At 62.9% G+C, this 17,747-nt stretch carries 14 protein-coding genes and 3 tRNA genes; 4 read left to right on the top strand and 13 right to left on the bottom strand.

All coding sequences use genetic code 11. The features are described from left to right. Positions 1 to 2: 2 nt before the first annotated feature. The 8 genes from ACT01B_RS08625 to ACT01B_RS08590 form a co-directional block, all read right to left on the bottom strand. On the bottom strand, positions 3 to 383 hold the full coding sequence (locus ACT01B_RS08625) for a DUF4845 domain-containing protein (RefSeq protein ID WP_445146940.1): 381 nt from the start codon (positions 381 to 383) through the stop codon (positions 3 to 5). A 137-nt stretch (positions 384 to 520) separates the two neighbouring features. After that, the gene (gene lepB / locus ACT01B_RS08620) at positions 521 to 1,411 is read right to left on the bottom strand and encodes a signal peptidase I (RefSeq protein WP_445146939.1); all 891 of its coding nucleotides are present in this window, start codon (positions 1,409 to 1,411) and stop codon (positions 521 to 523) included. A 50-nt stretch (positions 1,412 to 1,461) separates the two neighbouring features. Further along, a complete protein-coding gene (lepA, locus tag ACT01B_RS08615; protein ID WP_445146938.1) occupies positions 1,462 to 3,252 on the bottom strand; it encodes a translation elongation factor 4 in 1,791 nt (596 codons plus the stop codon). 173 nt (positions 3,253 to 3,425) lie between these two features. Next, positions 3,426 to 4,910 (bottom strand): DegQ family serine endoprotease, encoded by a 1,485-nt coding sequence (locus ACT01B_RS08610; protein WP_445146937.1) that lies wholly within the window; start codon positions 4,908 to 4,910, stop codon positions 3,426 to 3,428. A 120-nt stretch (positions 4,911 to 5,030) separates the two neighbouring features. Continuing rightward, positions 5,031 to 5,684 carry a sigma-E factor negative regulatory protein gene (locus ACT01B_RS08605; protein ID WP_445146936.1) on the bottom strand — a complete coding sequence of 218 codons (654 nt, stop codon included), beginning with the start codon at positions 5,682 to 5,684 and terminating at the stop codon, positions 5,031 to 5,033. Then, positions 5,677 to 6,276, bottom strand: coding sequence for an RNA polymerase sigma factor RpoE (rpoE, locus tag ACT01B_RS08600; RefSeq protein ID WP_445146935.1), 600 nt, complete (start codon positions 6,274 to 6,276; stop codon positions 5,677 to 5,679). Before rpoE ends, ACT01B_RS08605 begins: the two co-directional genes overlap by 8 nt. A 284-nt stretch (positions 6,277 to 6,560) precedes the next feature. Further along, positions 6,561 to 9,128, bottom strand: coding sequence for a putative bifunctional diguanylate cyclase/phosphodiesterase (locus tag ACT01B_RS08595; protein WP_445146934.1), 2,568 nt, complete (start codon positions 9,126 to 9,128; stop codon positions 6,561 to 6,563). A 1-nt stretch (position 9,129) separates the two neighbouring features. Continuing rightward, the gene (locus tag ACT01B_RS08590; protein WP_445146933.1) at positions 9,130 to 9,624 is read right to left on the bottom strand and encodes a hypothetical protein; all 495 of its coding nucleotides are present in this window, start codon (positions 9,622 to 9,624) and stop codon (positions 9,130 to 9,132) included. A 204-nt stretch (positions 9,625 to 9,828) separates the two neighbouring features. On the opposite strand from ACT01B_RS08590, the gene ACT01B_RS08585 reads away from it, so the two are divergent. Next, positions 9,829 to 11,928: a 3-hydroxyacyl-CoA dehydrogenase NAD-binding domain-containing protein gene (locus ACT01B_RS08585; protein WP_445146932.1), complete on the top strand. Its 2,100-nt coding sequence runs from the start codon at positions 9,829 to 9,831 to the stop codon at positions 11,926 to 11,928. 82 nt (positions 11,929 to 12,010) lie between these two features. Here ACT01B_RS08585 and ACT01B_RS08580 read toward each other — a convergent pair whose 3' ends face one another. The 5 genes from ACT01B_RS08580 to ACT01B_RS08560 all read right to left on the bottom strand — a co-directional run bounded on the left by ACT01B_RS08580 (position 12,011) and on the right by ACT01B_RS08560 (position 17,180). Continuing rightward, entirely contained in the window at positions 12,011 to 12,607 is a 597-nt protein-coding gene (locus ACT01B_RS08580) for a DUF2058 domain-containing protein (protein WP_445146931.1), read from the bottom strand. 45 nt (positions 12,608 to 12,652) lie between these two features. Beyond that, positions 12,653 to 12,871, bottom strand: a complete 219-nt coding sequence (locus ACT01B_RS08575; RefSeq protein ID WP_445146930.1) for a SlyX family protein — start codon at positions 12,869 to 12,871, stop codon at positions 12,653 to 12,655. A 2-nt stretch (positions 12,872 to 12,873) separates the two neighbouring features. Continuing rightward, positions 12,874 to 14,211, bottom strand: a complete 1,338-nt coding sequence (locus ACT01B_RS08570) for a UDP-glucose dehydrogenase family protein (protein ID WP_445146929.1) — start codon at positions 14,209 to 14,211, stop codon at positions 12,874 to 12,876. 195 nt (positions 14,212 to 14,406) lie between these two features. Next, complete coding sequence (locus ACT01B_RS08565) at positions 14,407 to 15,189, bottom strand: FKBP-type peptidyl-prolyl cis-trans isomerase N-terminal domain-containing protein (RefSeq protein WP_445146928.1); 783 nt, start codon at positions 15,187 to 15,189, stop codon at positions 14,407 to 14,409. Between the two features lie 221 nt (positions 15,190 to 15,410). Next, positions 15,411 to 17,180, bottom strand: a complete 1,770-nt coding sequence (locus tag ACT01B_RS08560) for a cation:proton antiporter (protein WP_445146927.1) — start codon at positions 17,178 to 17,180, stop codon at positions 15,411 to 15,413. A 216-nt stretch (positions 17,181 to 17,396) separates the two neighbouring features. Here ACT01B_RS08560 and ACT01B_RS08555 point away from each other — a divergent pair. From ACT01B_RS08555 to ACT01B_RS08545, 3 genes are all read left to right on the top strand, one after another. Next, positions 17,397 to 17,472, top strand: a tRNA-Ala gene (locus ACT01B_RS08555). 13 nt (positions 17,473 to 17,485) lie between these two features. Beyond that, positions 17,486 to 17,561 (top strand) — tRNA-Glu (locus tag ACT01B_RS08550). A gap of 34 nt (positions 17,562 to 17,595) precedes the next feature. Continuing rightward, positions 17,596 to 17,672: transfer RNA gene (locus ACT01B_RS08545), tRNA-Asp, on the top strand. Positions 17,673 to 17,747 lie beyond the last annotated feature (75 nt).

Below are 17,747 nucleotides of genomic sequence, written 5' to 3'. Positions count from 1 at the left end.
GCTTAACCACCGATATTGCCCTGCAACGCCACGCTCTTCTCGAAGTGCAGCAGGAAGTCGATGTTGTACATAAAAGGAATGCGCTTGTCGTACGCGACGCTCAGATGTGCCGCATTGCCCTCACGTTTGATCGTGATGTCCTTGGGCTTGATGGTGGAATCGTCCACGTACTGGAAGTCCATCTTCTTCATCAGATCGCGACGGACATCGTCCAGCGACCTGCCTTCCAGGCTGCCACTGGCGATATCGTTCATGGCTTTGTTGACACCCATAAACTCGGTGTAGGCCGGTATCAGCTTCATGGCCATAAAGCCAAAGAAGCCCACAACGATCAACACCACGAGAAACCCGATCAGGGTGATGCCCGACTGCCTCGATTTCATAGTCCCCTCGCTATGCCGCTGCTGCGGCGATACCCCTAACGTGCCCCGGCCAGCGCAACGCCGTGCGCCGGCCACGGCGGTTGACGCTGATTCTGCCCTTAAGCGCGCCCGCAGGTCACGTACCTGCATCACGCCGTTCAGTGGATGATCGAACCGATCCGCTTGAGGTCGTAGAAGTTCAGCCAGATCAGGAACGCCTTGCCGGCCAGGTTCTGCTCTGGCATGCAACCCCACCAGCGGCTGTCCGTGCTGTTATAGCGGTTGTCGCCCATCGCCAGGTAGCAGCCCTGCGGCACCACCAGCGGCACGCGGGCATTGGGCAGCGGCGGCGGGGTGGCGTAGTTGGGCATGCGGGCGGTCAGGTGATTGACCACGCCGCCCTGTCCGTTCGGCAGGTGCTCGTTCCACACCGTGGCGCCCATTTCGAGCATCAGGCGCGATTCCTGGCGCTTCGGATCACCCTCGTAGGGGCCAATAAGATCGGCCGCCACCGGCTCGCCGTTGACCAGCAACTGATCGCCGCGCATTTCCACCCGATCGCCTGGCATGCCGATGATGCGCTTGATCCAGTTCTGGCTGGGTACGGGTGCATGCGGATCGGTGCAGCTCTGGTCGCCGCTGCGCACCAGCTTGCCGTCGTCCTCGCACAGATACCCCGGGAAACGGAACACCACGACATCGCCGCGCTTGGGCTCGCCGAGGCTCAGAAATTTATTGTTGAAGGCCGGCATGCGCAGACCGTAGGCGAACTTGTTCACCAGGATGAAGTCACCCACGTCGAGCGTCGGCATCATCGAACCGGACGGAATGCGGAACGGCTCGGCTACGAACGAACGCAGCAGCAACACCACCAGCACGACCGGAAACAATGAGCGCGACCAGTCCACTATCACCGGCTCGCGCACCTCTCCACCCGCCGCTTCGGCCTTGGCCTTGCGCTGCTGGTGGAAGAACAGGCGGTCCAGACCCCACACCACGCCAAACACGACGGTGAGGCCCAGCAAAATCGCCGAAAAATCGAAATCCATGCCCTACTCCAAGGTTGCTCGGCGTGAGGGACGCCGAATCCGCAGCTTTATTATTTGTCCACCTTCAGTACGGCAAGGAAGGCTTCCTGTGGAATTTCCACGCGGCCAACCATCTTCATGCGCTTCTTGCCTTCTTTTTGCTTCTCGAGCAGCTTTTTCTTGCGACTGACGTCACCACCGTAGCACTTGGCCAGCACGTTCTTGCGCAAGGCTTTCACCGTGGAACGGGCAATCACCTGGGCGCCGATCGCGGCCTGGATGGCCACGTCGAACTGCTGCCGGGGGATCAGCTCCTTCATGCGCTCGACCAGGTCGCGACCGCGACGTTCGGCATGCACGCGATGCAAGATCAGGCTCAGCGCATCCACGCGGTCGCCGTTGATCAGCACGTCCACGCGCACGAACGGGCCGGCCTCGAAGCGCTCGAAGTGGTAGTCCATCGAGGCGTAACCGCGCGAAACGGACTTCAGACGATCGAAGAAATCCAGCACCACTTCGGCCAGCGGGATCTCGTAGCTGATCTGCACCTGGGTGGCGAGGTACTGGATTGAACGCTGCACGCCGCGCTTTTCTTCGCATAGCGTGATGACGTTGCCGATGTAGTCGGGCGGCGTAAGGATACTGGCGACGATGATCGGCTCGCGGATCTCCTCCATCAGATGCGCCGCCGGCAGCTTGGCCGGGTTGTCCAGCAGCATCACCGAGCCGTCGCTCTTGAGGATCTCGTACACCACGGTCGGTGCCGTGGTGACCAGGTCCAGGTCGTATTCGCGCTCCAGGCGTTCCTGCACGATTTCCATGTGCAGCAAGCCGAGAAAGCCGCAGCGGAAGCCGAAACCCATGGCTTCGGAGCTTTCCGGCTCGAAGAACATCGCCGCATCGTTGAGGCGCAGCTTGTCCAGCGCTTCGCGAAGGGCCGGGTAATCGTCCGCCGAGACCGGAAACAGGCCGGCGAACACGCGCGGCTGCATGGTCTGGAAGCCCGGCAACGGCTTGTCCGCCGGCTTGCTGGCCTGGGTCAGCGTGTCGCCTACCGGGGCGCCATGCACGTCCTTGATCGATGCATTGACCCAGCCCACCTCGCCCGACGAGAGCTTGTCGAGCTTCTTGCGCTTGGGTGTGAATACACCCACCTCACCCACTTCGTGGGTGCGGCCAGTGGACATCACCAGCAGCTTGTCGCCCGGGCGGATTTCGCCCTGGATCACACGCACCAGCGACACCACGCCAAGATAGTTATCGAACCACGAGTCGATGATCAACGCCTGCAGGCGATCCGTATCGCCAGGCTTCGGCGGCGGGATGCGCGCCACGATGGCTTCCAGCACCTCGACCACGTTCTGGCCGGTCTTGGCACTGACGGCCACCGCATCGTCGGCATCGATGCCGATCACCGCCTCGATCTCGCCCTTCACCTTCTCCGGGTCGGCGGTGGGCAGGTCGATCTTGTTGAGCACCGGCACGACTTCCAGGCCCATTTCCACGGCGGTGTAGCAGTTGGCGACCGACTGCGCCTCCACGCCCTGGGCGGCATCGACCACCAGCAATGCGCCCTCGCAGGCCGCCAGCGAGCGGGAGACTTCATAGCTGAAGTCCACATGCCCGGGCGTATCGATGAAGTTGAGCTGATAGGTCTTGCCGTTGCGTGCCGTATACGGCAGCGATACGGACTGCGCCTTGATGGTGATGCCGCGCTCGCGCTCGATCGGATTATTGTCGAGAACTTGCGCCTCCATCTCGCGCTCAGTCAAGCCGCCACAGATCTGGATGATGCGATCGGCCAGCGTGGATTTGCCGTGATCGATATGGGCGATGATGGAGAAGTTTCGAATCAGTTCCATGGAGCACGCTAGCTGCGTTCACTGCGTTGCGCGGCGCGCAGGCAGCGTATCGCCGGGAGTGGCAATACGAACCCGGCATTATCGCATGGAACAAGCGTCTTCCGGGCGTGATGGCCAGCTCGGCCCCTTCTCCCCTTCGGGCGACCCGAAGGAAGAAGGGGCAGAAGCGTGTCTTACTCATCCTGTTTGCCCCCGGGGACCGTCAGGCCGATGAAACCGCTCTGATCCCCGTGACGAACCAGCAGCAGTACCGTATCGCCCGGCTTGGCATCCTTGGTGGCGTCACGGAACGCGGCGGCGCTGCCAACCTTTTTCTGGTTGACCATCAGGATCACATCCCCTGGCTGCAAACCCGCCCGGGCGGCCGCTGATCCGGTAATGCCGCTGATGCCCACGCCCTCACCTGCGCCAAGCCCCAATTGCTGGCGGGCATCGCCATCCAGGTCCTGGACCGCCAGACCGAGCGCACTGGAAGCATGGCCCGCGGCCGGCTTGTCGGTGTCATTGGCAGCCATGGGCGAACTCTTGTCCCGCGGCATTTCGCCCACCATGACACTGACATTCTGCTTTTTGCCGTCACGCAGAATCTCGACCGTTGCCTTGCTGCCAGGGGTCGTCTGACCCACCAGCGGCGGTAGATCCGCACTCTGCGTGATGCTCTGGCCGTTATAGGAGAGGATCACGTCTCCTGCACGCAAACCGGCCTTCTCCGCGCCGCTGCTCCGCATCACCTGGGTCACGACCGCGCCCGAGCCGGCGTCCAGGTTGAAGGCCTTTGCCACATCGTCGGTCACGGCCTGCACCGTCACGCCCATGACGCCGCGGGAGACATAGCCCTTCTCCTTGATCTGCTTGACCACGTTCATGGCCACATCGATAGGGATGGAGAACGCCACACCCTGGTAGCCACCGGTATTCGAATAGATTTGCGAGTTGACGCCCACCACGCGCCCCTGCAGGTCGAACAACGGCCCACCGGAATTGCCACGATTGATCGGCACATCGGTCTGGATAAACGAGGTGTAGGGCTGGTCCTGGCTGCCCAGGTTGCGGCCCACCGCACTGACAATGCCTTGCGTCACCGTGTAGTCAAAACCGAACGGCGACCCGATCGCAAGCACCCACTGACCGGGCTTGAGCGCGCGCGAATCGCCGATGCTCACGGCCGGCAAACCGCCTTTCGCGTCCACCTTGAGCAGGGCGATGTCGTATTGCGGGTCGCTACCGACCACCTTGGCCGTAAGCGTGCGGCGATCCTGCAGGCGCACCGTGACGGTGTCCGCGTCTTCCACCACATGGTTATTGGTGAGGATGTAACCGTCGTTGGAGATGATGAATCCCGAACCCAGCGAGGTGTGTTGCTGTTCTTCAGGAGACGGCATCGACGGCATGCCGAAGAAGCGCCGGAACATCTCCATCTGCGGATCGTTATCATCGGGCGCATCCGGTCCACTACGGCCGGCCGACTTGCTCTTGCTGGTCTTCTTGCCGTTGTATTTCGCCTCGACGTGCACGACCGACGGCGCATTCTTCTGCACGATCCCGGTGAAGTCAGGCAGGCTCGGCGCAACGGGCGCACTCTGTGCCTGCACACCACCAGCCAGTGCCAGGCTCATCAAGACACAACACGAAAGAGTGCGCAGGGTGAGACGGTTCATGGGTTCCTCCATCGATGATTTAAGCGCGTGCCCCTACCAGCCCGTTAGGCGGACTGGCAGGGACGGATAGTCTTGGGAAGGCGAGGCGATAGGCCGTGGCATCGGACACACGGCCAGGTGTCACTGAGCTGTGGCAGGAGCCTGCGTCGACGACTTCTGCATCGACTGATCCGGATGGATCAGCAGCAGGTAGCTGCCATCGCCGTTGTTAATACGGTACCGATCCAACTGATACGGCGTCAGGTTGTTGCGCGAGTACAGCAAACTGCCATTGCTGTCGCTGTCCAGGGTGGCCGACGCCTGCTGACTGAGCTGCGAGGCTGAATAGGCGCTAACCCAGGGCGGCACGGTGGCTGGCGCTTCGGCACGAGCCAGACGCGAATCGCTGTCGAAAGTGGAGTCGTGCGGGGCCGCTGCCACCGTTTGGGGCATCGCCCGATCCGCCCCCGAGCCCGCAGGCTGGGCAAGCATCAATGCCGCAACGGCCACGCTGGCCGCGATCGCCCCACCGGCCGACCAGTGCAACCAGTGTCGACGCTTGCCATGGACCACCACGGCCTCCTGCTCGATCGCATGCATCACCTTGCTCGCGAAGCCGCTCGCGGCCAGCGGCGTGAGCTGGCGGCGCAAGCCGTCGCGGGCGACGTGAAAGCGCGACCACGCCTGCTGCAACGAGGCGTCATGGTCGAGCCGCCGCAACAGAAAGCGCAGCTCCTCCCTCGACAGCTCGCCGTCCATACCGGCAGACAGGTTTTCGCGTTGGGTATCACTCATGGTGTCGATCCTCGCGGTCTGACAGGAGCGGCCGCAGTTTTTCATCAATAGCTTCACGCGCCCGAAAAATACGTGAACGTACCGTGCCGATTGGACAACCCATCGCCTCAGCGATTTCCTCGTAGCTCAGACCATCCACTTCGCGCAGGGTAATGGCGGTCCGCAATTCCTCAGGCAGCGATTGGACAGTGGAAAAAACGGTTTGTTCAATTTCCTGTCGCATCAACTCGCGCTCGGGCGTGGCGCTTTCGTGCATGCGCTCCGCACCCGGCACGAATGCTGCATCGTCGATGGCAATATCGTCCGCTGGCGGGCGACGCCCCATGGCGACCAGATGGTTCTTCGCCGTATTGACGGCAATCTTGTACAGCCAAGTATAGAAAGCACTGTCGCCGCGGAACGAGCCAATAGCCCGCCACGCGCGAATAAACGCCTCCTGGGCAATGTCCTCGCACTCGGCATAGTTCTTCACGTAACGCGAAACCAGCCCGATGACCTTGTGCTGGTATTTGCGCACCAGCAGGTCAAAAGCCCGCTTGTCCCCTTGTTGGACCCGTTCGACCAGCGCGCTGTCCAGTTCGTTCTCGCCCATCCGGGCCATCTCCTTCGTCGTTGCTGCCACGCGCTTGGGGTGCCTCAGGACAGGAGTGAATTGCTCAGACAAGAACAACGCGCCCTAGTTCAGCATGTCCGCACATGATTACCAACCCCTGCCGGGGGAAAGACGCCCTCAGGCGTCGCATCACCCTGAAACGCGCGAGCACGCCATGGGCGCACCGCACCGCTACCGGATGTCCCCGTCCCCGCCGGCGTGGCAACCGGGGCGCACTAGCGCCTATTGCCTATCGATATGGGGATGAGGCGCGTTCGCGCAAGTCAGGCGGCGGTGCCGCTTACACCGGCAAGCAGGTGCTGGCGCTCCAGCAAGAGCTTTTCGAACGCCGGCTGGGGCAGCGGGCGGCAAAACAGGAAGCCCTGCAGTTCATCACACTGGTTGGCACGCAGGAACTCCCTATGCTGTTCCTGCTCCACGCCTTCCGCCACCACGCCCCGCTTGAGACGGTGAGCCATTTCGATGGTGGCGCGCACGATGGCTTCGTCATCGGGATCCACGCCGATGTTGCGTACAAAGCTCTGATCGATCTTGATGCGGTCGGCCGGCAGCTTGCGCAGATAGTCCAGCGAGGCGGCGCCGGTACCGAAGTCGTCGATGGCAATACGACAACCCAGCCGATGCAGGCCTTGCAGGTTCTCCACCAGATTGGGAGCCGCCTTGATGCTGATGCTCTCGGTCACCTCCATCTCCAGCAGGTTGGCCTCCAGCCCGCTCTCGTCGAGCGCCGACGCCACGATCTCCAGCAGGTTCGGTTGCATCAATTGCACCGCCGACAGGTTCACACCCAGGCGCAGGCGCAGGCCAAAGCGCCGCTCCCATTCCTGCGCATGACGACAAGCGGTACGTAGCACCCACTCGCCGATCGATACGATCAGGCCGGTTTCCTCGGCCAAGGGTATGAAGAAGCCCGGTCCGATAAAACCCAACTCGGGGTGCTCCCAGCGCACCAGCGCCTCCATGCCGACGATGTCCTCGGTCACCGCATCCACCTGCGGTTGGTAGAACACACGCAACTCGCCCTTGTGCTCCGCGTGGCGAAGTCCGGATTTCAGCGCGAGGTTCTGCTGTTGTGACTGCTCGGCGCTGCCCTCGAAGATCTGATAGTTGTTGCGCCCCAGACTCTTGGCCGCATACATGGCCTCGTCCGCATGCTTGAGCAAGGTCTCGGCATCGGGGGCGTCATCTGGGAAGAAACTCACGCCAATGGACACCGTGACCTGCAACTCGGTGCCATCGTCGATCCGCAGCGGCGCGCCCATCACCTGCACGATCTTTTCGGCGATGCGCAGCACGTCCTCGCTCTTCACGATGTGGCGGAGAATCACCACAAACTCATCACCGGCATAACGCGCCACCGTATCGGAGCCGCGCACACTGCCGCGCAGGCGTTGCGTAGTGGTCACCAGCACCTGGTCGCCGATCGCATGACCGAGGGTGTCGTTGATGGTCTTGAAACGGTCGAGGTCCACGAACAGCAGCGCAAACGACTCGCCAGTGCGATTGGCCTCACGGATCACCGTGTCGAGGCGGTCGTTGAACAGCAATCGATTCGGTAGCCCGGTGAGCGCATCCAGCAGCCCCTCGGCACGGCCTTGTTCGCGGGTTTGGCGCAGCTCCAGCGCGTGGGCAAAGCGCACCGCTGCACAGGCCAATACAGGCTGGACGATGGGCAGTGCCGGCAACGGCTGACGGGTGCCCACCAGCAACGCGCCCAACACCGCGCGACGCTCGTCCTGCAGCGGCCAGCCGGCAAACCCACTCAGGCCCAGCTGCTCCAGCAACGGATCCACCGCAGCCAATCTCGCCGCATCGGACTGATGCAGCATGGCCTGCCCCGCAAGGACCAGGCGCAGCGAGCTCTGCAGGTGCGGCCCGGGCCAAACCTGCTCCTCGCCCCGCCAGTACTGCACGAGCTGGATCGGTGCGCTGCCGTCATCCGGTCGCCCCGACCATACCGCCACATAGTCCAGCCCCATTTCCTCATAGAGCAGGCGTGCCGCCTCCACGATGCCTTCGTCACCGCTACCGGAAGCGAACATGCGGGTCAGCAGACCCAGCGCCACGTCGGCGCGCACGCTCGCGCGGTCACTGCGAAATACCAGGGCTACCGCATCGTGCCCTGCGTGTCGCACCGGACGCGCACTCGCCTCGCCACTATCGACGCCACGCGCCCCGCGACGACGCCCGGGATACCAGCGTCGAGACCCTTCGGCGATGACTTGTTCGGCCGTGACATCGGCAAACGTGAGCACTTCCTGCAGGGGGCGGCCACGCAGTTCGTGGTCGGCAAGCCCGCTATGGCGGGCCAGTGCAGGACTGAATTCCACGATCCGGCTGCGCACCGGGTCAACGATCAACCACTCGCTGTCGACCTCGTCGAACGCAAAGCGGTAGTCACCCTCGCCCACGTCCGCACGGGAACCTTGCGTGGCGCCAGGCCCGGCCGACGCCCGTTGCAGCCGCTGCCGCTGCCAGCGCACCAGCAACTCGCGCTCAACCTGTGATGCGTACAGCCAGTCGGCCACGCCGGCGGGCAACACCGCAGGCTTGAGCAAGGCCTGATCGTCGAGTACGGCGATCAACGGCGCCTGCGCACAAGCCGGCAGGCCACGCAGCACTTCGATGCCGGCCAGGGCATCGCGCCCGTCGCCGTCGAACGCGATCAGGATGAGATCCAGCGCCGGCCGCCCCTCCAGCAGGATGCCCGCATGGGTGGCGTCCCGCGCCGAGTGCACCACAAAGTGCCCGTCGCGATCGAAGGTGTCGAACAACAGGCGACGCAACTCGCGCTGGGCGGCGATGACCAGGATGCCGGCAGGCTGGGTCATGTCAGAGCAACCAACGGCCGTCACGCAGACGCGGGCGCTGGGCCGCCACGGGCTGGCAGCTCAGGCGTACCATCACGTCGCTGAAGCTGGCAACCAAGGTCTGAGGCGGATCGAGCAAGACGATTCTCCGCACATGGCCGGTGTTGGCACGCGCCAACTGGCGCAGCAGGGTGGCGTCTCCCATGGCCAGGGGCAGTGGCGGGCGCTGCAGCAGGTAGATACCGAAGTGGTTGCTCTGCTGGACATAGCGCAGGGCGATGTTCAACCGCTGCGAACCTGGCAGGCCGCTGTGCTCTTCGCGCAAATTGCCCAGGCCGTTTTCCGGGTTCCACAAATAGATTGCCTGTCCGCTGCGGCGCACCAACAAACGCATCTGCTCGATCAGCCCCACCTCCTGCCCGCCCTCGAGCGCGATCAGGTTGCCGCGCGCGGCCAGGATGCGCTCAAGGATCTCGGCGCCGGCCTGGATGCTGGGGTTTGGAATGACTGTACTCATCGGCGCCTAACTTACGGGGTCTGAGGGCCTTAGCAAAGGCTGGCGTGCAAGCCTCGCCGGATTCGGCTCGATATTCCATGCGGCAGTGCACAGGTCGCGGGTTTACAGGATCTTCAGATTGCCTGGCCAGCCCTTGGGCCGTCTCGCATTCCTCGCTACGGGAAGGTATCGTGCAAGGCTTCCCGGTCACCCTCCCCATACGCCATGTTCGAAGGCTTGCGCTTCAATCACTGGAAGACGAACCTGGATGACAGCGGCATCGTCACCCTGTCCCTCGATCGCGCGGGTAGCAGCGTCAACGCCATCTCGCGCGAGGTGCTGGACGAGCTGGGCCAGATCGTGGAACGACTGGCGATCGAAAGACCGGCCGGCGTGCTGATCCATTCGGCCAAGCCGTTCGGTTTCGCCGTCGGCGCGGATATCAAGGAGTTCGTGAGCTATGCCCAGCATGGCACCGTGCTCGAGAACATCGAGAACGGCCAGCGCGTATTCGAGTCGCTGGCACGCCTGCCCTGCCCGACCGTCGCCGCCATCCACGGCGCCTGCATGGGTGGCGGCACCGAGCTGATCCTGGCCTGCGGCCAACGCATCGCGGCGGATGATGAAAAGACTCGCATCGGCCTGCCCGAAGTGATGTTGGGTATCCATCCCGGCTGGGGCGGTACGGCCCGGCTGCCGCGCCTGATTGGCGCCACCGAGGCCTTGCCGGTCATGCTTACCGGCAAGGCATTGTCGGCCAGGCGGGCACTGGCACTGGGCATCGTGGACCGCGTGGCTCCTCCCGCCGAGTTGCTCGCCGAAGCCCGCGCCCTGCTCCGTCGCCCGCATGCGCGCCCGTTCGCGCTGCGCGCCAATGCCTGGGCCAGTAATACCTGGCTGGCCCGCCAGATACTGGCACCCATGGTCATCAAGCAGACGGCCGCCAAGGTGCGCAAGGAGCATTATCCGGCACCGTTCGCCCTGATCGATGTATGGAAGCGCGGCGGCTCGAGCATCCAGCAGCGCCTTAAGCTTGAGGCACGTTCGGTGGCGAAGCTGGCGGAAACGACGACCGCGCAAAACCTGATCCGCATCTTCTTCCTGCAGGAACGCTTGAAAGCCCAAGGCAGCGGCGCTGAACACGGCATCAAGCGCGTGCATGTCGTGGGTGCCGGCGTGATGGGCGGCGATATCGCGGCGTGGGCAGCGTTCAAGGGTTTCGATGTGACCCTGCAGGACCGCGAGATGAAATACATCCAGCCGGCGCTGGATCGCGCGCGTCAGCTCTACGAAAAGAAACTCAAGACGGCGGACAAGATCGAGGCAACCACGCGTCGACTGCGCGCCGATGTCGACGGCAAGGGCGTCGCCACGGCCGACCTTGCCATTGAAGCGATCTACGAAAGCGCGGACGCCAAAAGAGCGCTCTACGCCATCATCGAACCGCAATTCCAGTCCGCCGAACTGCTGGCCACCAACACTTCGAGCATACCGTTGGATGAACTCCGCGTCGGATTGAAAGCACCGCAGCGATTCCTTGGCCTGCACTTCTTCAATCCCGTCGCGCAGATGCCACTGGTGGAAGTGGTGCGCCACGACCAGCTCGATGCCGACGCCGAGAAGCGCGCCCTCGCTTTCTGCAAGGCGATCGGCAAGTTGCCGGTGGCCGTCAAGGGTACGCCCGGGTTCCTCGTCAACCGCATCCTGATGCCTTATCTGCTTGAGGCCATGCGCCTCTACAACGAAGGCGTGCCAGGTCCGGTGCTGGACAAGGAAGCGAAGAAGTTTGGCATGCCGATGGGGCCCATCGAACTGGCCGACACGGTAGGCCTGGACGTGTGCGCTTCGGTAGGCAGGGAGCTGGCACCGTTCCTCGGCCTCGAATTACCGCCGGGACTGGAAGAAAAACTCGAAGCCGGCAAGCGCGGCAAGAAGGACGGCCAGGGCCTGTATGTATGGCAGGACGGCAAGCCGCAGAAGCCGGAAGTCGATCCCGACTATGTGCTGCCACCGGACCTGCAGGACCGCATGATCCTGCCCATGGTCAACGAAGCGGTCGCCTGCCTGGCGGAGGGCGTCGTCGACGACGCCGACTTGCTCGACGCCGGCGTGATCTTCGGCACCGGCTTCGCACCCTTCCGTGGCGGCCCGATCCAGTACGTGCGCAGCGAAGGCGCGCCGGTAGTGCAGAACAAGCTGGAGCGACTGGCCAAGCGCTACGGCGAACGCTTCTCCCCGAAGGGTGGCTGGGATCTTCCCACGCTGCGTCAAACAGGCTTCGATCTGTCGACCGCAGCGACGCAGACCGAACCCGCCGAGGCCTGAGCGAAGCACGTTCGGCAAAAACAAAACGCCCGGCCATGGCCGGGCGTTTTCATTGAGGAGCAGCGCTCGTCAGCGCTGCAACTCACCACATCAGGTCATCAGGCACGCCATCTTCGCCCACCCCAGGCGTGCTGCCCGGCTCAACCAATAGTGCCACCAGATGTGCATCAATCGCTCGCACCTGTTCGGCCATCTCGCGCGTCACCAGCAGATAGCGCCCCTGCTGTTGCACCACGCCCAACTCGCCCAGATTGAGTGCAGTCAGTTGTTCGGCGTCCACGTGCACGCGACGGATCTTGCCGCCGTACTCGAAATGCCGCACGTGATCCACGTCAGCCTTGTTGAGCGTCTTGCCTTCCAGCAACTGCTGGATCTTCAACTTCCGCTCGCGACGAAGGCGCGCCTCCTCGGCCGCCACCTGCTCGGCACGCTTGCGCTCGTTCGCCTCGGTCTGCGCGCGGATCGCATAGGCCTTGGCCAGATCGATCTCTTCCTGGCTCTTGCCCGGCGACGACTTGTGCGATGGGGACGACTTGCCTTGCTGCTTGTGCTGCGGCGGCTTGCCGGCGTGCTTGTGGAAAGGCGGTTTGCCGCCCTGGGGCGGCAGCGGACGCTTTTCTTCGCGGACCTGTTTGACGATACCGCTCTTGAGCAGCTGATCGCGCAGGGATTCGGCCATGATCGGGACTCGCTTGCGTGGTACTGAAAGAGATGTGTGGCGCCATCAATAATGCGGCGGCGGGGGCTCGCTGTGCGGATCGTGGCCTTGCGACAGGCGCACCGTCGACAGTTCGTTGCGCAGGTCGCGAATGGTCCGCTCCAGCGCGGCGATCCGCACCGATTGTTCCGCATCCGCCGAAGCCAGCGCATTCACGGTGTCGTCGATGAAGGTGAGCCTCACCTCGAGCTCGGTCAAACGCTGTTGCAGCGAATCATCGGACATAGTCAGTGCCTCAGGCTACGGCCGCGGCCGACGCCATAGTAGGCCAGACCGGCTTCCTCGACGGCGACGGGGTCATACAAATTGCGGCCATCAAAAATGGCCGGGCTGCCCAACACCGCGCGAATGCGCGGAAAATCCGGACTGCGGAACGCCTTCCATTCGGTGACGATGGCCAACACATCGGCACCGTCGAGCGCCTGGTAGGCACCGTCACACAAGGTCAGATCGTCGCGATCACCATAGATGCGATGGGTTTCCCGGCCTGCTTCGGGGTCGAACGCACGCACCTTGGCGCCGGCCGCCCACAACGCTTCCATCAGGTTGCGACTGGAGGCCTCGCGCATGTCGTCGGTGTTCGGCTTGAAGGCCAGCCCCCACACCGCGACCGTCTTGCCAGCCAGCTGGCCATCGAAATGGCGCGAGATGAGCTCGAACAGCTTGCTCTTCTGATCGTGATTGACCGCTTCGACGGCACCGAGCAGGCGTGCTTCGTAACCGACGCCGCGCGCCGTGCGCTCCAGCGCCTGCACGTCCTTGGGAAAACACGAGCCGCCGTAACCGGCACCCGGATAGATGAAGTGGTAGCCAATGCGCGGATCAGAGCCGATACCTTGGCGCACCAGCTCGACATCGGCGCCCACGCGTTCGGCGATATTGGCGATCTCGTTCATGAAGCTGATCTTGGTAGCCAGCATGGCGTTCGCCGCGTACTTGGTCAGCTCGGCGGAGCGCTCGTCCATGACGACGGTGCGCTCGTGGTTGCGGTTGAACGGCGCGTAGAGCTTGCGCAACACATTCACGGCACGCTCGCTGGAGCTGCCGATGATGATGCGATCGGGCCGCAGACAATCCTCCACCGCATCGCCTTCCTTCAAGAACTCCGGATTGGAGACGACATCGAACTCCACCGAGACGCCGCGCGCGGCCAACTCGCCGGCAATCGCCTCGCGCACGCGATCCGCGGTGCCCACCGGCACGGTCGATTTGTTGACGACGACCGTGTAGCGCTCCAGATGTTGGCCAATGGTTCGCGCCACACCCAGCACATACCTGAGGTCGGCGCTGCCATCCTCGTCGGGCGGCGTACCCACCGCGATGAAGACCACCTGGCCATGCTCGATGGACGGCTCCGGGTCGGTGGTGAAAGCAAGCTGCCCGCTGGCATGGTTGCGCTTGACGATCGGCTCCAGGCCGGGTTCGTAGATCGGAATCTCGCCGCGCTTGAGGCGCTCGACCTTGCCGGCATCGATATCGACGCACACAACGTGATTACCCATTTCAGCCAGACAAGCGCCGGTGACCAAGCCCACATAGCCGGTGCCAAAAATGGTGACCTTCATTGTCGCGAGAACTCCAGGAAGCAAGACCACAGATTCTAGCAGGCCACGCAGTCAGCCTCACTTACCGCATCCGTCTGCGCTGTTGGTCGGCGATGCATGCCATTCGCGTATGACAGGTCATGGCCGTACAAAAGCAACGGGGCGCGAATTGCTTCGCGCCCCGTCGTTACATCGTGAAGCTTAGCTAGCTAGCGCTTACTTCGCGCCTGCCGGCTGTTCGCCGCCCTGGGTCGGACCGGTCTTGACCAGGTTCACGTCGAAGACGATCGTCGCATTCGGCGGGAAACCGTTCTGCGGCTGCGCACCGTAGGCAATGTTGGCCGGGATGAAGAACTTGTAATGGCCGCCAACCTGCATCATCTGGATGCCTTCACGGAAGCCCGGAATCACGCCAGCGAGCGGGATCGAAGCCGGACCGCCACCTTCGTGCTTGGCCGAGTCGTCAAACACTTCGCCACTGACGAAGCTGCCGACATAGGTGACCTGCACGGTGTCGCTCGGGCCCGGACGAGCACCGGTACCCTGGCTGATCACCTGGTACTGCAGACCCGAAGCGGTGGTCTTCACGCCGGGAGCGGTCTTGTTCTTGGCCAGGAAAGCTTCGCCTTCGGTCTTGTTCTTGCTGGCGACCTGGGTGTACTCAGCCTTGGCCTTGGCCTGCAGGTTGGCCACGAATGCGTCGCGAACCTGCTTGGCTTCCGCCTCGCTCATGGTCGGCTTCTGGCCGGACAGAGCGGACTGCAGCGCACGGGCGACCGTGGCCGGATCCACTTCTTCACGGACCAGCGGCGGCAGCGAGCTCGCCAGATCCCAACCGACCACGTAGCTGGCCTTGGTCTTGTCGACCGTGCCGGCTGCCGGAGCAGCGGCGGGGGCAGCGGCAGCCGGCTTGGCAGCCTGTGCGTGCACGCCAGCGGTCAGGCCCAGAGCAACAGCCAGCGCGGCCGCCGTCAGCGTGGGACGCAGAAAATGCTTCATGTGGAACTCCCTCGTATTTGGATATGCCGGCGCTACCGGACTAGCCCCCCCGATGGAGGCAGGCCCCGCATTGTGCGGCGCTTGTTGAGTCTTGGCAACGATGCCGGGCTATGACCGCCGATTGTGATCGAAAGTTCACGACGTGGCTCACTAACGTGGTTTTTTACGATTCATGCACGAAACTTTCGTGCTGGACGTCGACATAGTCATCACATAAGGGCTCAACCGTGACCGTCGTCCGAGCGTCCCGACTTGTCCAGCGTGTCGCGCAAGGCCGCCTGCAAACGCGCATGCACCTTGACCAGGCCGCGCCAGAGCAACCACACCAGCAACAGCAAAATCAGCACCAGCACCACGGCCACTTCACGCGGCGGCAGGATGGTCGAGGCGAGTGCTGCCACCAACAGGCCCAACACCCACATCGTCGCCAGCGGAATCACCCGCGCCAACAGCGCGCGCAGGCGCATGTTGTAGGCGCCGCCGACCCGCTCCGGAATGCCAAGTTCCGCCAGCAACATGCCCAGCGCGGAAGCCTTGCGGTAGGCGGCGACGATCATCGGCAATGACACCAGTGCGGCGATCGACCACGCCAGGCTGCGCCTGATCTGCGGGCGGCCGGCGAGGAAATCCCAATGAAAAACGCCGCGACGATACAGATAGGACATGATCAGGAACGCCGCCACCACCAGCATCATGTTGATGATCACATGCCATACCAGACGCCGGATCATCTTCATCACCACGGCACCCTGCTCGCCCAGACCGAGGCTGCCCATCCAGTCGGTATAGGCACCAAACACGCTGGTAAAACGATACGGCAAGCGCCGACCCAGCACGCTGGCCAGAGGGTCGGCAGCGCGTATGAGATAGGGCGTCAGGAACGTGGTGATCGCCGACACTGCCACCGCGATGGGATAGAGAAAACCGCTGGTCACCTTGAGGCTAAGCCCCAGCGAGGCGATCACAAACGAGAATTCACCGATCTGCGCCAGGCCCATGCCGACGCGCAATGAGGTGCGGGCGTCATTACCCGCAACAAACGTACCGAAGCTGCAGGTAAGCACTTTTCCCACCACCACCACGACGGTGACGACGAGGATGGGCAACCAGTACTGCGACAGCATGGCGGGATCGATCAGCATGCCGATCGCCACGAAAAACACCGCGCTGAACATGTCACGCACGGGACCAATGATGCGTTCGACTCGCTCCACGCTCGCCGATTCGCCCACGATGGCGCCGATCATGAAAGCGCCTAGCGCAACGCTGTAACCCATCTCGGTCACCAGCAGGCAGAAGCCGAAGCAGATGCCCAGCACGGCGACCAGCAGCACGTCGTCACGGCTCACGTCGGCGATGTAGTCGACCACGCGCGGCACCAGCAACAGCCCCACTACGAGCGACACCGCCATAAACAACGTGAGCCGCCCGATCGCATTCATCGCCTCGCCTGCCTCCAGGCCACCCGTGCTGGCAATACCGGTAAGCAAGGCCATCAGGACGATGGCAAGCACATCCTCGACGATAAGGATGCCGAACATCAGCTGGGCGAATCGCTCGCGCTTCAACTTCAGGTCGTCGAGCGCCTTCATGATGATCGTGGTCGAGGACATCGACAGCATGGCGCCAAGGAACAATGCGTCCATGGCGCTCCAGCCGAAGAAGCGTCCAATTTCGTAGCCCAGCCAAAGCATCAACACGATTTCGCATACGGCCGCCACCAGGGCCGCGCCACCGACCTCGCGCAACTTTTTCAGGCTGAACTCCAGACCCAAGGCAAACAGCAGCAGGATCACGCCCAGCTCGGACATCGTGCGGATGGATTGCTCGTCGTGGATAAAGACCACGGGAAACGTATACGGCCCCACCAGCACGCCGGCGAGGATGTATCCGAGCACCACCGGTTGACGCAAACGCTGGAAGATCACCGTCGTCAGGCCAGCGATCAGCATGACGGTGGCAAGATCCTGGATGAATTGCAGATCGTGCATCGACGAAACCCGTGGGGACGTCAGGCAAGACTAGCAATCGAGCACACGATCAGCAGCTTTTTACGTCATTAACGTCGCTTCCCCACATCCAACATGGATGATGATCTGGCGTAACTGCTTGTTGCGATTCATTCGCGATATTTTTTTGAAATATTTCGTAGCGAATGCTTGACGAAAACCCGATCCCGACCTATTCTTTCGGGCTTCCAGAGGCACGGGGCCATAGCTCAGCTGGGAGAGCGCCTGCATGGCATGCAGGAGGTCGGCGGTTCGATCCCGCCTGGCTCCACCAACAACTTAGACACGTCCCCATCGTCTAGAGGCCTAGGACATCACCCTTTCACGGTGGCGACCGGGGTTCGAATCCCCGTGGGGACGCCAAGTTGAAGTTGGCAAGCGTCTGGAAGAAAAATGTGGAGCGGTAGTTCAGTCGGTTAGAATGCTGGCCTGTCACGCCGGAGGTCGCGGGTTCGAGTCCCGTCCGCTCCGCCACTTTACGAAGAGCCCGCCCTTTGGCGGGTTTTTTGTTGCCTGCAGGAAACCTTCCGCAACCGCCCATCTCCCTCC

Source organism: Dyella sp. Tek66A03, assembly GCF_052567735.1.
Note: the sequence above shows the minus strand (reverse complement) of the source record. Positions and strands in the feature narration are given on the sequence as shown.

What these genes read in the sequence shown, in the direction of transcription:
- ACT01B_RS08625 (WP_445146940.1), bottom strand. Translation starts at nt 383, where the DNA reads ATGAAATCGAGGCAGTCGGGCATCACCCTGATCGGGTTTCTCGTGGTG.
- lepB (WP_445146939.1), bottom strand. Translation starts at nt 1,411, where the DNA reads ATGGATTTCGATTTTTCGGCGATTTTGCTGGGCCTCACCGTCGTGTTT.
- lepA (WP_445146938.1), bottom strand. Translation starts at nt 3,252, where the DNA reads ATGGAACTGATTCGAAACTTCTCCATCATCGCCCATATCGATCACGGC.
- ACT01B_RS08610 (WP_445146937.1), bottom strand. Translation starts at nt 4,910, where the DNA reads ATGAACCGTCTCACCCTGCGCACTCTTTCGTGTTGTGTCTTGATGAGC.
- ACT01B_RS08605 (WP_445146936.1), bottom strand. Translation starts at nt 5,684, where the DNA reads ATGAGTGATACCCAACGCGAAAACCTGTCTGCCGGTATGGACGGCGAG.
- rpoE (WP_445146935.1), bottom strand. Translation starts at nt 6,276, where the DNA reads ATGGGCGAGAACGAACTGGACAGCGCGCTGGTCGAACGGGTCCAACAA.
- ACT01B_RS08595 (WP_445146934.1), bottom strand. Translation starts at nt 9,128, where the DNA reads ATGACCCAGCCTGCCGGCATCCTGGTCATCGCCGCCCAGCGCGAGTTG.
- ACT01B_RS08590 (WP_445146933.1), bottom strand. Translation starts at nt 9,624, where the DNA reads ATGAGTACAGTCATTCCAAACCCCAGCATCCAGGCCGGCGCCGAGATC.
- ACT01B_RS08585 (WP_445146932.1), top strand. Translation starts at nt 9,829, where the DNA reads ATGTTCGAAGGCTTGCGCTTCAATCACTGGAAGACGAACCTGGATGAC.
- ACT01B_RS08580 (WP_445146931.1), bottom strand. Translation starts at nt 12,607, where the DNA reads ATGGCCGAATCCCTGCGCGATCAGCTGCTCAAGAGCGGTATCGTCAAA.
- ACT01B_RS08575 (WP_445146930.1), bottom strand. Translation starts at nt 12,871, where the DNA reads ATGTCCGATGATTCGCTGCAACAGCGTTTGACCGAGCTCGAGGTGAGG.
- ACT01B_RS08570 (WP_445146929.1), bottom strand. Translation starts at nt 14,211, where the DNA reads ATGAAGGTCACCATTTTTGGCACCGGCTATGTGGGCTTGGTCACCGGC.
- ACT01B_RS08565 (WP_445146928.1), bottom strand. Translation starts at nt 15,189, where the DNA reads ATGAAGCATTTTCTGCGTCCCACGCTGACGGCGGCCGCGCTGGCTGTT.
- ACT01B_RS08560 (WP_445146927.1), bottom strand. Translation starts at nt 17,180, where the DNA reads ATGCACGATCTGCAATTCATCCAGGATCTTGCCACCGTCATGCTGATC.